Origin of the sequence: Streptococcus gwangjuense (genome assembly GCF_003627155.1) — a bacterium.
Lineage (GTDB): Bacteria > Bacillota > Bacilli > Lactobacillales > Streptococcaceae > Streptococcus > Streptococcus gwangjuensis.
Map to the genome: position 1 here is coordinate 1,780,675 of NZ_CP032621.1, position 15,037 is coordinate 1,795,711.

The following is a 15,037-nucleotide window of genomic DNA, read 5'->3' on the forward strand; positions in this document are numbered from 1 at the left end:
TTTTTTAAACTTTTTTCATCAAGTGTTTCATCTGCAACATACCATAGTCCGTACGGGATTCGAACCCGTGTTACCGCCGTGAAAAGGCGGTGTCTTAACCCCTTGACCAACGGACCTGAGTTGTTATTTTCAACTCTTACTATTATACCCACTTTTTAAACTTTGTCAACTACTTTTTTTATCTTTTTTCTATTTTTTTGCATGACTTCCTAATGAGTACGGATGTCAAACTCTTTAAACACAATACGTAAGTCTCTTAATACTCTTTGACGACCTCGGAAGCGTTCGTTTCTTAAGACACGTTCTAACTCTTCTTGTTTATCTTTACTTTGTTTGTTTCTATAATCTCTTAGTGTCTCATGAAAGAGATAATAGTCATCTAGCCACAGACCGCCCTCACTGATACGATGACTGAGCTCACCTACTTCTTCATAAGGTTCTTTATCATATCTACGCTTCTGGCTTTCTTGTTTACGGATATAGTCTAAAATCCGATTCCGGAATTTAGTTTTGAAGTATCTACGTAAGCGTGGTGTATCTTCTACTAGTCCTTCTTCTCTACTGATCAATTCATGTAAACAAATCATACCCTCTTGATCCCAATCCGATAGCTCCCATAAATGGAGATGATATTCATTTCTACACTTGTACACAATGCCTCGGACTTCTTCATACAATTCTTCAATCATATTGTTCCCCTTTCTAGATACAGTCTAACAGATTCAGATACACTTTTGTCCCATTTTCCCCATTCTGTTCTCTACACTGCCTCAACTGCACAAAAAAGAGAGGGTTTGCCTCTCTCAGGGTTATTTTTCGTCATTCATTTTTGACTTCACTTCATCATAAGATAATGCATGAGATTCCTCTTCTACTGTTTCAGGCATCTTTCCTGTTTCATAGAGAGATTTAATTTGTGTGCTATCCAATGTTTCATATTTCAATAATGCTTCTGCAATCAACTTGTGAGTTTCACGATTTGACTGAATAATTTCAGCAGCTTTATTTCGTGCTTCATTTAATAATGAACGAACTTCCTCGTCAATTTCATAAGCTGTTTGTTCTGAAATTGATTTTTGAGGACTCTGTGCACCAAACATAGCATGGTTTCCTTCATATTGTACTGGACCAAGTTTTTCACTCATACCATACTCTGTAACCATTGCACGCGCCATTTGCGTTGCTTGTTCAAAGTCGTTTGAAGCTCCTGTAGTTTGGACATTAAAGATAATTTCTTCAGCTACACGGCCACCCATTAAACCAGCCAATTGCTCTTTCATATCTTCTTTAGATAGAAGCATTTGATCTTCCTTAGGAAGTGCAATCATGTAACCACCTGCACGGCCACGTGGTACAATTGTAACCTTATGGACAACGCGGGCATTCGACAAGACTAAACCAACAATAGTATGTCCAGCCTCATGGTAGGCAACCAATTCACGTTCTTTTTGTGAAACTGTCTTATCTTTCTTAGAAGGACCAGCAATAACTCTATCTTCTGCTTCATCAATATCTGAAGCATCAATTATCGATTTATTTCGACGAGCAGCAACTAGAGCCGCCTCATTCAATACATTCTCTAAATCAGCACCAACAAAACCTGGAGTTTGTTGGGCAACTAATTTCAAATCAACATCTTCTGCTAAAGGCTTGTTCTTAGCATGAACTTTCAAGATTGCTTCGCGACCTTTAACATCAGGACGGCCAACCAATACTTTTCTATCAAAACGTCCTGGACGCAAAAGGGCAGGATCAAGTACATCTGAACGGTTTGTCGCAGCGATAACGATAATCCCTTCATTTCCCTCAAAACCGTCCATCTCAATCAAGAGTTGATTCAAGGTTTGCTCACGTTCGTCATTACCTCCGCCAAGACCGACTCCACGTTGACGTCCAACAGCATCAATTTCATCGATAAAGATAATAGCTGGTGCTGCTTTTTTAGCATCTTCAAAAAGAGAACGAACACGACTAGCTCCAACTCCGACAAACATTTCTACAAAGTCAGAACCTGAGATACTAAAGAATGGAACACCTGCTTCTCCGGCGACTGCTTTAGCAAGCAAAGTTTTACCTGTTCCCGGAGGTCCCTCCAAAAGAACACCTGCTGGAATACGGGCTCCAAGTTTTGTAAATCGTTTTGGATCTTTTAAAAATTCAACAACTTCAACTAGTTCTTGTTTTTCTTCCTCAGCTCCAGCAACATCTGAAAATCTTACTTTAATATCTTCTTTATTTGCAGCTTTAGCCTTACTACGTCCAAAACTCATCGGGTTACGGCTATTATTTCCTCCCATATTTCCCATCATAGAGAATAGGAAGAAGAAAAGAATACCGAATGGCACAATGGATACAAGAATATTAATCCACATACCACTTGAACTTTCATGCTTAACAGTTACTTCCGCTTTATGGTCAGAAGCAAGCTTTTGTAATTCTGATACCGTCGTATCTGAAGGAAGAATGATGCTTGAAAATTTCTCTACTGTTGTAGCAGATGGAGAAAAGAACTGAATGCCTGTTTCTTCTTTACTTGTTTTAGGATTTTTATAAACACCTGAAACTTCGATAACACTGCCATTTGGTTGGTAAGTCAATTCTTTTACATTGTCATCGGTAATTTCTTTTACCAATTCTGTATAATTAATTTGCTCACTTTTCCCTGCAACACTACCTGTACTAAAATACTGGTAACTTGTAACTAGGAAAAAAATAAGTAATAACCATAGAAAAGGATTTTTAATTAAACCATTATTTTGTTTTTTCATTAAAAATTGTTCTTTCTAATTTGAATATACTTCTTCTTTCAATACTCCAACATAAGGAAGGTTACGATAATTTTCTTTGTAGTCTAAACCATAACCTACTACAAACTCATTGGGAATAGTAAAGCAAGTATAGTCTGCCTCAATTTCTACAACACGTCCTTCTGGTTTATCCAACAAGGTTGCAATGTTAACAGAAGCAGCTTCTCTTTCAATAAACATATCTCGCAAATTCTTCAAAGTTTGTCCTGTATCAATGATATCCTCTACAAATAGAACATGTCTTCCTTTGATATCTTGAGTCACATCTTGCTTGATATTGATGACACCACTACTTGCTGTTCCACCATGGTAGCTAGAAACCATCATGAAGTCCATTTCAATATGTGTGTCGATATGTTTAACCAATTCAGCCATAAAAGGAATAGATCCTTTTAAAATCCCAACTAAGATTGGATTTTTTCCTGCATAGTCCTTAGTTAATTGAGCACCTAATTTTTTAGCAGCTGCTGTAATTTCATCGTGTGAAACGAGGATTTTTTTAATATCGTTTTCTAACATTTTTTTACCTATCTATTTTTTCTATATAAAGTACAGTGTTCATTATATCATTTTTCGTGTTTTTACTCAAATTACTGGTCGCAATTCCCAAAATTGAGACAATTTCACCAAATTGCTCAATAATCAGAGCAGATTTTCGCTTTTCCATAGGGATTTTCAAATCAATAAATAGACGTCTGAGTTTTTTTCTATGCCCATTTTGAATCAAAAAATCTCCTCTTTTTCGATGACGAATGTGTATTGATGTTTCCCGTGAAACAGGTATTTGTTGAATTGATTCACCTTCTAATCGAATCCCAAAGGAAAATAAATATCCTTGATAAGATACCTGATTTTGATAGTGTAACACAAGTTCCTCTTCCTTTTCATCAGCCTGAGGACTGATTTTACAAATCCGAAACTGTTGATACTCTTTTACTAATTCATAACCATTTTTAAGCGGATGACGATACTGGCTTTTAGTTTTTAAAATCTGTCGAACTTCATCAAACTGAGCTTTTGTAAGATTCAAATCTGTAAAACGATTCAGATAAGTTTGAAGTAAAACTCTTTGTGTGGACTCAGAGTAAGACAATAGCTGCTCTACATTTTCTACATCAATATTCTTTGATAATTCAGCTATGGCTATGTCATAATCTAAAATTTCATTACCGATTCTCAATATTGCATCCCTAAATCGAGGATTTTCTTTTTCCAATTCTGGTAAATAAGAGTTTCGAATACGGTTGCGCAAATAATGATTTTCCTGATTTGATATATCTTCAAAGTGAAAAATTGGTGGAAAGTCTTTTTTTTGAAAATGCAAGAAGGGACGAATGATTTCTATCTCTCCGACAACTTGCTTCTCCTTAATTCCTGATAGATAGCGCAAACGAGTGCCTCGAATCAAGCGCATCAAAATCGTTTCCACCTGGTCATCAGCATGGTGAGCAGTGACTAAGGCTGTCGCACCTGTCTTTTTCATGACTTTTTTAAAAAATTCATAACGAAAATCTCGAGCACGCGCTTCCGAAAATTCTCCTGAAAAATTGCTGATATAAATAGGAAGCTCTGCTTCAGCAGCCAACTTCCTTAATTCCTTTTCTTCCCAATCTGATTCTACTCGCTGCTTATGATTCACATGAGCTAGAATCAATTCAATTTCTAACTCTTTTTGATACGTAGATAATACCTTAAATAGAAACATAGAATCTAATCCACCAGAAAGAGCTAGCACCACCTTAGCATGTTTTTTGAAATATCCCTTATTAAGAAAATGATTTAAAAAATCTTGTTCTCTCATTTTAGAACCTCATAAACATCTTTGGCTATCTTAGAAATCGTATCATAATCAGAATTCTTTGTGAAAATAGAAAGAATAAATGGAGAATCTGCATAAACAACACCTGTATCATGCTTAAATTCATCCGCATCTCCAATTTTATGAGCTACTTTAACAGAAACACCTTTGGCAATTCGCTGATTATCAAAATCTGTTTTAGTCAAAGACTCTAGCACAAATCCATTTTGATTATAAATAGCTTCCATGACCTTCCCGGCCATCTTGGAAGAAATCAATTTTTCTTTGGAATCCCAATCATCTCCCATAATAGCAGACGTCTTGGATTTGAATATAGCATCAGATTGATTTGAAATGTAATATCCCAATAGATTATGAGCTACATTATCCGATTCTTTAGATACTTTTGTGATTAAGTCCTTTATAGAATACTCTTTATTATCCTCTTTTTTAGGGAGACTACCACTTCCCTCTGGTTTATAAGAACCTGGAAAATCATTGACTGCTGATACGTATTTTACAGTCGTGTCTAACTGATAAAGACCCTCATTTATTTTTTCTTGCGTATAGTAGAGATAAGGTAATTTTAAAATGCTAGCTGCATACATCTTTTCATCTTGATTGATACCAGCTTCTTTTCCAGTAGTCAGTTGCTTAACATAAATAGAGAAAGAAGTTTTCTGATATTTTTCAGATAATATTTCTTGCACTTTATTCATCCGATTATCTTCTTCAGAAGTTAATTCCTTATATACCCATCCAACTTGATCAATATGTAGAAATTCTTTCCCTTCTACAAACATGGTCTTATCAATTGAAACTTGCGAATAAGCTGATAAGGATGATTTCACTTCTTTTAAATCATAAGGACTATTGTACAGTTTAAAATCAGATTCTAACCATACTTTTTTTATTGTTGGAGTTACCTCTGATTGATCATATAAAAATCGTTTGTCTGCAGCAATAAATTGATGGTTAGATAACTTAAATACTGGAATCCCTTGTTTATTCAAGCGCCACTCGGTTATTTGAAAACTTATTTTGGGAATCAATTTTCCAGATTCCACTACTAAATCTTCATTCGCATAAACAGGAATCTCTCCATAAACCATGGGAGAACTTAATTTTTCTCTAAAATAAATACCAAAGTCAGATTGTGAAAGGTAATAAATTTCTTTTGAAGTATAGACTACTTCTTTTTCTGTGCTAACGACTTTTGAAATGGTCAAAAAACTCGGTAACAACAAAATAATTAAGAATTTACGCATTCTTCCTTTCCTTTTCTTCTTGTAAACGCAATAATTGATTTTTATCAGCCAACTCTTCCAGCTTTTCATCCGATAGACTCAAAAATTGCTCTATTACATCTAATAAATTTTCCATTTTATCACCTTGGGAGCAAGTCAGGAATCGTATAAACAGCTTCCCGATTCTTAGAATAATAATATTTTGCACGCATGTATTTAGCAGCGTAATCTTCATCTTTCAACTTTGTGGCAAAAGCTGTCTCTTTCTCCTTTTCCTCACTCAAGGTTTGATACTGAGTTTGCAAGTCTGATAACTGTTGACGTCTTTGGAGTAATTGATGATAGCTTTGAGCAAGATTATAAGTTGGTAAAATGAACAATAAAATCATCAAAATAAGAACCCAACCCATGAAACGATTACGTTTTTGTCGTTCTTTCATCAGATAGCGACGACGTTGGTGTTCATTTTGAATAAAAGAATTATTCAATTGTACGATATTTTTAGACATTTTCTTCTACCCGTGTTTCACTGATAATTTCATACATTCCTGCCGCATCTTCTTTTTTTGTACTATCTTTCATCTCCAGTACTTTTACAAGTAGCAACTTATTGCCAAAGCGAATTTCAACTTTGTCATTAACTTTCAAGTCCGTTGAACTTTTAGCCAAAATTCCATTTACCTTAATTCTACCTTTATCTGCTACTTCTTTTGCGACTGTACGACGCTTGATAATTCTTGATACTTTTAAATATTTATCTAATCTCATTTTTATTACCTCAAATTATTATTGTACCATTTTTATCCCCTTTATAGAAGAAAAATGTTAAAAGGAAATTGCTTCCTTTGATTCTTTTATCTCTAATAACCTTTCTCCAAAAATGAGCAGACCTTCTAAAATTTCATAGTCCTTCTTGTTTCGGATATCAAATACAACTTCCATTAATCCCTTATTCTCAGTTATGGCTGCTTTTAAATTCGTTGCTGATAAAGATTTAAAATAATCTTGAGCCAAGAACAGTCGCTGAGTAATTTTTTCAAATTGGACTGTAATCTTATTCTCTTTTCTTTCCACACGTTGAACAAAGACCTTGTCCAAATATGACTTGACTAAACCAATCTCTAAAAGATAAGCAACCACATCTGGGTATTCTCCAAAACGGTCCATCAGCTCTTCTTGTAACTCCTCATAATTGACACGGTTGTCAATTTGACGAATTTTCTTGTAAACTTCAATCTTATGTCGTTGATCAGAAATATAGGTATCAGGAAGATAAGCATCAATTTGTAAAATCAATTCGGCATTTCCTTTGGTCCTTATGTTCCCATTACCATGTCGTTTAGCAATAGCTTCCTCTAGTAATTGCGAATACAATTCAAAACCAACAGAATCAATGAAACCAGACTGAGACTTGCCTAAGAGATTTCCTGCTCCACGAATCGAAAGATCTCGCATTGCAATCTTAAATCCAGAGCCCAATTCTGTAAATCCTTTAATCGCTTCTAATCTCTTCTCGGAGACTTCACTGATTGATTTTTCTGGACGATACATGAGATAGGCATAAGCAATACGATTACTACGACCGACTCTTCCTCTTAACTGATACAAGGTTGACAAGCCCATATGATCCGCATTTTCAATAAATAAAGTATTGGCATTTGGAATGTCCACCCCTGTCTCAATAATGGTAGTTGTCACCAAGATATCATACTGACCTTCAATGAAATCTAGTAGAGTATTTTCTAACTGAATCTCACTCATTTGCCCATGAACATACCCAATCGAAGCCTCTGGAATCAACTCCTGTAATTCTGAAACCTTCTGATCAATTGTGTCAACTTTATTGTAAAGATAGTAAACTTGACCTCCACGCTCCATTTCACGCAAGACAGCATCACGAATCACACTATCATTCTTTTCTAAGACATAGGTTTGCACTGGATAACGATTAGTCGGCGGAGTTTCAATAACAGACAAATCTCTGATTCCCAGCATAGACATGTGAAGGGTACGAGGAATCGGCGTTGCTGTCAAAGTTAGAACATCCACTTGTTTCTTCAATTCTTTCAAGGTTTCCTTATGCTTGACACCAAATCGCTGTTCCTCATCAATAATCATCAAGCCCAAATCAGCAAACATAACATCTTTTGACAAAACACGATGTGTTCCAATCAAAATATCAACTTGACCCTTTTTCAATTTTTCAAGTGTTTCAGTCTGCTCTTTTTTACTTCTAAAGCGACTCAATACATCAATATTAACTGCAAAATTTTGGAATCGTTCCTTAAAATTCGTATAGTGCTGTTGCGCTAAAACCGTTGTCGGAACTAGAACGACAACCTGTTTGTGATCATTGACTGCCTTAAAGGCTGCACGCATAGCAACTTCAGTCTTTCCAAAACCAACATCCCCAACTAAAAGTCGATCCATTGGCTGAGAAGCCTGCATATCTCTCTTGATTTCCTCAACACTACGAAGTTGATCATCCGTTTCAACATAAGGGAAGGCATCATCAAAAGCATGTTGATCCTCATCATCAGCTGAGAAAGCAAAACCCTTCAACTGGCTGCGTTCAGAATAAAGTTTGATTAAATCGTCAGCTATATCCTCTACCTGGTTCTTAACTTTTTGCTTGGCTTTTTTGAAATGACCGTCATTTAATTTATTGAGTTTAGGAGCTTTCCCGTCACTTGAAACGTATTTGGAAAGCAGATGAATCTGTTCCACTGGGATAGAGATTTGATCCCCGTTTTGGTATTGAACACTAACATAATCACGGTGAATCCCTTTGATTTCAATGGTTTCAATCCCTAGATATTGACCAATTCCATGGATATGGTGAACAACGTAATCTCCTTTTTCAAGTTCATTGTAATCTTTTAATCTCTCTGCGTTTGAAACATGTTGTCTTCGAAAACGACGTTTCAATTTCTTTTGAAAAATCTCATGTTCAGTTATCAATAAAACCTTTTCATCTACAAAATGAAAACCATGTCTGAGATTACCCTCGATTAAGTTTACAGATTCTTTACAAATACTTGACTTATCTATGGAATCCAATTTAATCTGGTATTCCTCTAAAACATCCTCCAATGTTTTACTTCCCATTGAATTGCTAGACTGCAGGATAATAGTATAATCCATTTTTTTGTATCTCTCAATTTCTTCTTTTAGAAAAGAAAATTGATTGAAAAACTCCTGCATAGGATATTGATTAAATTGATAAATTTTGTCAAACTTGAGATTTCCTAACCCTTTTTGAAGATTAGAGAAAAAGGTAACCGGACTCTGTTTTTTGTAGATTTGCTCTGTATCAGCAAAATACTGCATCTCAGAAAATGCTTTACTGTTCTGTAATTCTTCTGTAAAGTATTGTGCTAACTCCCTTTCAAAGACTTCATACTGATTCATCAATTTCTGATAATCATCAAAGAATACTGGGGTATCTTTTTCAATATAGTCAAAAACAGTCCATGTCTTATCATAACACAAAGATAAAAATTTCCGTGAATCAGAATGAATTTGTTTTTGGTTAAAACTTGAAAGAATTTCTTCTAAGTATGATTTTAAAATAGGTGATAACGTTTTTGAAATTTGTTTTTCTAAAGCTGACTGTCCTCGTTGATAATCCTTTTCTCTCAAAAGCATATCACTAGCTGGAAAGATAGTGAGTTCTGTCTGATTTTCTTTCGATAATTGTGTTTCGACTTCAAATGACCTAATACCATCGACTTCATCACCAAAAAATTCGATTCGGTAAGGTTCTAACTGGGATATTTCAAAAATATCTAAAATATCTCCTCGCAGACTAAATTCGCCTTGAGTTTGTACTTGTGTAACTTTTCGATAGCCTATCTCTTTTAACTGATGGATAAGTGCGTGTTGGTCATATTCTTCACCAACTGTTATTTTTACAATACTATCTTTAAATATATTGGGAGACGGTAAAATCAATCGACTTGCTGCGATATTACAAACTAAAATCCCTTTCTTAGATGAATCAGTCAAAAAACGCAAGGCTTCAACCCGTGAAATGATTTTTTCTTGTGAAGACATCAAAAACTCGACCATAGGGGAGTCATCTACCAAAAATGGATAGATAAGTTCCTCACCCAAGACAGATATAAGATCACTAACAAGTCCTTCTGCTTCTCCATAAGTTGACGTCAATAACACAATCTTATCTTCCTGTCTCAAACTACTAGCAATTGCTAAAGCTTTTGTAGAAGTTGACAAGCCTAACATTAATTGTCTTTTCTTATCTGTCAGATTTTGATGCCATTTTTTTATCTGATCATTTTCTGAGAATAAATCTAATAAGGCCACCATTTATCCGTTATACCTCTGCATCGTTTTTTCAAAGTTTTTCTCTTGTAAATAGTAGTTTACAGAATCGTCAACTTTGTCAATAGACTGTAAAATACCAATATAATCATCCTTGTCAAACTTACTCAAAACATGGTTAACAACTGACATTCCATTTTTAGGTCTTCCGATTCCAATCTTAACACGATTAAATGTCTGGGTTCCAATATGTTGAATAATAGACTTGATACCATTATGACCACCTGCGGATCCCTTTGCTCTTAAGCGAATCTTTCCAACTTCCATGTCAAGGTCATCGTAAATGATGAGTAAATCTTCAATATCTAAACCATAATAAGTTAATAAAGCATGAACCGCTTTTCCGCTTTCATTCATAAATGTCGTTGGTTTGACAAGATAAATTTTTTCTCCATTTAGGAAAAAGGATGCTAGGTCAGCTTGAAATATCTTATCATGTGTAAAAGTGACATTCTGTTTCTTCGCTAGTTGGTCAATCAACATAAATCCAACATTGTGTTTTGTTTCAAAATATTTATCCCCTGGATTTCCTAATCCTACAAGTAATTTGGTCATTTATTTTTCCTTTCAAAAGCCAAAAGGGTTGGAATTTTTTTCCAACCTAATTGACACTATTCATTAATTTCTTTAGACATTAAAGCGGAATTCCATGATATCGCCATCTTGAACGATATATTCTTTACCTTCTTCACGCAAGCGCCCAGCTTCTTTTACGGCCTTTTCAGATCCGTATTTCACTAGATCCTCATATGACATGGTTACTGCACGAATAAATCCTTTTTCAAAGTCTGAGTGGATAATACCAGCTGCTTGAGGAGCCTTCATACCACGTTTGAAGGTCCAAGCGCGAACTTCTTTTTCACCAGCTGTGAAATAAGTTCCCAGTCCAAGCAAGTGGTAAGCAGCGCGAGTCAACTTGTCAACGCCTGATTCTGTCAACCCAAGTGCTTCAAGAAACTCTTGCTTATCTTCATCGTCTAACTCAGAAATTTCTTCCTCAGCACGCGCAGAAATAACGACTACTTCAGCATTTTCTGTCGCTGCAAATTCACGAATTTGTTTAACATAGTCGATAGAGTCAGGTTCTGAAACCACATCTTCATCCACATTAGCAACATAAAGAACTGGTTTAGTGGTCAAAAGGAAGAGACCTTTGACAACTTTTTGTTCTTCATCTGTAAATTCAATAGTTCGAGCTGATTTTCCATCTTCAAGAACAGGTTTAATCTTTTGAAGAACATTAAACTCTGCTACTGATTCTTTATCTTTTTGCGTACGTGCCATCTTTTCTACACGCGCATATCGTTTGTTAACTGATTCTAAGTCAGCAAGAATCAACTCTAGGTTAATAGTATCAATATCTGCCAGGGGATCCACAAAAGCATCTTCACGTCCTTGCTCGCGCATGACATTTTCATCATCAAAAGCACGAACTACATGAACAATCGCATCTACTTCACGGATATTGGCCAAGAATTTATTCCCTAGCCCTTCTCCTTTTGATGCACCTTTTACAATCCCTGCGATATCTGTAAACTCAAATGTTGTTGGAACTGTCTTTTTAGGAGTAATCATTTCCGTCAATTTTTGGAGGCGTTCATCTGGAACTTCTACCATTCCAACGTTTGGATCAATCGTCGCAAATGGGTAGTTTGCTGCCTCTGCTCCTGCTTTTGTAATTGCATTAAATAGTGTTGATTTACCAACGTTTGGCAAACCAACGATACCTGCTGTTAAAGCCATATTTTCTCATTCTCCGTTTTCATTTCAATCCCTAATATTATAACACAAAAAGGGATAAAGTGCTAACCCTCTAACTAAGAGTTCTCAGTCAATAATTTTATTCATTTTTCGATCAAAATCATAGCGCCCCATCATGACAACATGGTCACAATTGCTACATTTGATTTTTATATCTGCTCCTACACGTGTAATTTCCCAACGATTAGCTTTTTTTCCTGTTGACTTGATGGTGCAAGCATGTGGTTTTTTCATTTCAACAAAATTTCCAACTTGATACATACTACTCTCCTTTTCTTTTTCGATTATATCATAAAAGAGGCGAGCTAGGCTCAACCTCTTTCACTTAATTTGTACGAACTGGTGTAATGAGCTGCATGAAGTCCTCATCAGTGTCTGCTGGCACAAGAGTAAATGGACGAACGGCTGAGATAAAGCTAATGGTCACCTTTTCGCTATTTAAAGCCTTAAGGGAATCAATCAAATAAGTTGGATTGAAACTAATGGTCAAATCTTCACCAGTAACTTGATCAGTATCGATTTCTTCGTTTACTTTACCAACTTCTGGAGAGTGAACATGAGCGCTAACAACCCCATCTTTTATTTCAAGTTTTACAGTACCATTTTGAGTCGCACTTGATAAAAGGCGAGCACGCTCCATTGACTGGCGTAAGTTTACAACATCAAAAGTAATAGTAGTGTTAAAGTCTGTTGGAATCAAACGATCTGTATCAGGATAGTTACCTTCTAACAAACGAGTATAGAAGCTAATATTTTCGCTTCTAAAGAGGATTTGATTGTTGGCAAAGAAAATCTCTACAGTTTCAATATCGTCTGTAAATACTGCTGAAAATTCGCGTAGAGAACGGCTAGGAATCACGACATCAAAATCATCACTATTTTTTTCAAGCGTTAATTTTTTCTGGCTTAGACGATGAGAGTCTGTTGCAACTGTTTTTAACTCTTTGTGTTGGCTCAATACAAAATGAACACCTGTTAAAATTGGACGACTTTCTTGTGTACTTGCAGCAAAAGCTGTTTCATTGATAATTTTCTTAAGTAATTTTGTTTCAAGAATTAAAGGAGTGCTTGCTGAAATTTCTTGGATTCGTGGATATTGCTCGCTATCTTTTCCTTTTAGGGTAATTTCTGATTTGCCGCTAGTTAAAACAATTTGATTTTGTTCAATTTCTTTAAAATCAAGAGTCACATCAGGTAGACTAGATACAACATTGATAAAGAAAGAAGCTTCAAGAAGAATTGAACCTAAAGAAGTAATTAACAAACCAGCATCTTCATTTTTTTGAGAAATAAAATTTTCAATTGAAATTTGACCATTTGAACCAATTAAAGTAACACCTTCATTGGTCACGTCAATTTTGACAGTTGATAAAATTGGAATGGCATTTTTAGAACTAATAGCTCTCTTAGTAGTATTTAAAGCTTGTAGAAATAAATTTTTATTAATTGAAAAATGAATCATGGATTCTCCTTTATTTATTTTTAGTATTAGAAGGATAATAGTAATAATAGAGTCTGTGAAATCTGTGGAAAACAGACTTTAAACAAGTAATATCAAGTTTTTTGGTTTGTTTAAAAAATGTGGATAAAAAAGATAATAAAGTAAAAGTTATCCACAAGCTATTTAATTTTCTTTTTGATGGATTCAATTTCTAAACGTAAATTATCGTCTTCATCAATCAAAGATTTAATTTTGGCATGGGCATGAATGACTGTTGTGTGATCTTTTCCACCAAATTCCTTCCCAATTTTTGGAAGACTATTATCTGTTAGTTCTCTAGATAAATACATAGCTACTTGACGGGCTAAAACAATATTTTGAAGGCGTCTGCTTCCCTTCATTTCTTTGACACTGACACCATAAAAATTACCGACTTCATTTTGGATTTTATCAATTGGGATGACGAGCATCTGGTTAACATCTTGTTTACGTGCTCGAATAGCCTCTGCAGCGATATCGATTGTGATATCTTTAATCTTCTTCACTCTGGCAATTAAAGTGATGTCGTTGATTGCTCCTTCAAGTTCTCGGACGTTTGAATCAAATTGACCAGCTAGGTATTCTAGGGTATCACTTTGGAAATGGTAGTCTAAATGTTCTGTTTTGCTTTGTAAAATGGCAATACGTGTCTCAAAGTCAGGTGGTGTGATGTTTTGCGTCAAGCCCCAGCTAAAGCGCGTGACAAGTCTTTCTTCAAGGCCCTCTAAGTGTTTAGGACTACGATCACTAGTCAGAACAATTTGTTTTTGATTGTTATGGAGAACATTGAAAGTATTGAAAAATTCTTCCTGAGTTGCAACTTTTTTTCCACTCAGCGATTGAATATCATCAATTAACAAGAGATCGAGGCTACGGTAGGTTTTTTTGAACTTATCCATTTCACCCAGTCTCAGATGTTCAAGAAAGTCGTTTATAAAGCTTTCAGCAGGAATGTACTTAACACGCGCATCAGGAATATTTTTCAAAATCTCATTCCCAATGGCATTGAGTAAGTGAGTCTTACCAAGGCCAGGTCCTCCATAGATAAAAAGAGGATTATAGGTCAAGGCCAAATCTTCAGAGACAGCCAAGGCGGCTGATACTGCCCAAACATTTCCATCCCCTTGGATAAAATTATCAAAGGTATACTTTTCTTTTAATCCAGTATCCGAATAAGGAATAGATGCTAACTTTGGACTATAGTTATAGAGAGTTGAATTTGGAGCTTCTTCAACTTGTGGGATAATCGTATCTTGAGGCTTGGTGAAAATATAGTGGGGAGTTATTTCAGCATCATAAATCTCAAAACCAGCTACTACAATGATATCTTTTAGTTGTTTTTCCCAGACCATTTCCATTTCAGATCGTGGTAAAAATATGGTGGCAACATTTTCCTCTATCTTAATGAGTTCAGCTTGAATAGCATAGAAATCATACATGGATCGAGTCAGTCTTTCTTGAGCAAATTCTAATATACGATTCCAAAATTGTTTTTCTTTCACTCCATTCTCCTCCTTTACTATTTAAAAGTTTAATACTAGATCTATTTTACCATAGAAAACAAGAATTTTCCACAAGCTGTGAAAAATAATCCACAATG

Annotated in this window: 14 protein-coding genes and 1 tRNA gene; all 15 read right to left on the reverse strand. The window is 35.3% G+C overall.

What is annotated here, in order from left to right; translation table 11 throughout:
• Positions 1–44 precede the first annotated feature (44 nt).
• Positions 45–116: transfer RNA gene (locus tag D7D53_RS09010), tRNA-Glu, on the reverse strand.
• Between the two features lie 93 nt (positions 117–209).
• Positions 210–689, reverse strand: a complete 480-nt coding sequence (locus D7D53_RS09015; protein ID WP_120770751.1) for a sigma-70 family RNA polymerase sigma factor — start codon at positions 687–689, stop codon at positions 210–212.
• A 120-nt stretch (positions 690–809) separates the two neighbouring features.
• Entirely contained in the window at positions 810–2,768 is a 1,959-nt protein-coding gene (gene ftsH, locus D7D53_RS09020) for an ATP-dependent zinc metalloprotease FtsH (protein ID WP_070842143.1), read from the reverse strand.
• 15 nt (positions 2,769–2,783) lie between these two features.
• Positions 2,784–3,326, reverse strand: a complete 543-nt coding sequence (hpt, locus tag D7D53_RS09025) for a hypoxanthine phosphoribosyltransferase (protein WP_033682551.1) — start codon at positions 3,324–3,326, stop codon at positions 2,784–2,786.
• Positions 3,327–3,330: 4 nt separating this feature from the next.
• Positions 3,331–4,608 (reverse strand): tRNA lysidine(34) synthetase TilS, encoded by a 1,278-nt coding sequence (gene tilS / locus D7D53_RS09030; RefSeq protein WP_120770752.1) that lies wholly within the window; start codon positions 4,606–4,608, stop codon positions 3,331–3,333.
• Entirely contained in the window at positions 4,605–5,873 is a 1,269-nt protein-coding gene (locus D7D53_RS09035; RefSeq protein ID WP_120770753.1) for a serine hydrolase, read from the reverse strand. The genes tilS and D7D53_RS09035 overlap by 4 nt, the downstream gene beginning before the upstream one ends.
• Positions 5,866–5,988, reverse strand: coding sequence for an SP_0009 family protein (locus tag D7D53_RS10295; RefSeq protein WP_000429334.1), 123 nt, complete (start codon positions 5,986–5,988; stop codon positions 5,866–5,868). The genes D7D53_RS09035 and D7D53_RS10295 overlap by 8 nt, the downstream gene beginning before the upstream one ends.
• Before the next feature lie 4 nt (positions 5,989–5,992).
• Entirely contained in the window at positions 5,993–6,361 is a 369-nt protein-coding gene (locus D7D53_RS09040) for a septum formation initiator family protein (protein WP_000041905.1), read from the reverse strand.
• Positions 6,354–6,620 (reverse strand): RNA-binding S4 domain-containing protein, encoded by a 267-nt coding sequence (locus D7D53_RS09045; RefSeq protein ID WP_120770754.1) that lies wholly within the window; start codon positions 6,618–6,620, stop codon positions 6,354–6,356. Before D7D53_RS09045 ends, D7D53_RS09040 begins: the two co-directional genes overlap by 8 nt.
• Positions 6,621–6,677: 57 nt before the next feature.
• Positions 6,678–10,181: a transcription-repair coupling factor gene (gene mfd / locus D7D53_RS09050; protein ID WP_120770755.1), complete on the reverse strand. Its 3,504-nt coding sequence runs from the start codon at positions 10,179–10,181 to the stop codon at positions 6,678–6,680.
• Complete coding sequence (gene pth / locus D7D53_RS09055) at positions 10,182–10,751, reverse strand: aminoacyl-tRNA hydrolase (protein ID WP_004255263.1); 570 nt, start codon at positions 10,749–10,751, stop codon at positions 10,182–10,184.
• A 72-nt stretch (positions 10,752–10,823) separates the two neighbouring features.
• Positions 10,824–11,939, reverse strand: a complete 1,116-nt coding sequence (gene ychF / locus D7D53_RS09060) for a redox-regulated ATPase YchF (RefSeq protein WP_004269823.1) — start codon at positions 11,937–11,939, stop codon at positions 10,824–10,826.
• A gap of 84 nt (positions 11,940–12,023) precedes the next feature.
• Positions 12,024–12,218 (reverse strand): DUF951 domain-containing protein, encoded by a 195-nt coding sequence (locus D7D53_RS09065; protein WP_000285186.1) that lies wholly within the window; start codon positions 12,216–12,218, stop codon positions 12,024–12,026.
• A 64-nt stretch (positions 12,219–12,282) separates the two neighbouring features.
• Positions 12,283–13,419 carry a DNA polymerase III subunit beta gene (gene dnaN / locus D7D53_RS09070; protein ID WP_042751910.1) on the reverse strand — a complete coding sequence of 379 codons (1,137 nt, stop codon included), beginning with the start codon at positions 13,417–13,419 and terminating at the stop codon, positions 12,283–12,285.
• Between the two features lie 158 nt (positions 13,420–13,577).
• On the reverse strand, positions 13,578–14,939 hold the full coding sequence (gene dnaA, locus D7D53_RS09075; RefSeq protein ID WP_120770756.1) for a chromosomal replication initiator protein DnaA: 1,362 nt from the start codon (positions 14,937–14,939) through the stop codon (positions 13,578–13,580).
• Positions 14,940–15,037 lie beyond the last annotated feature (98 nt).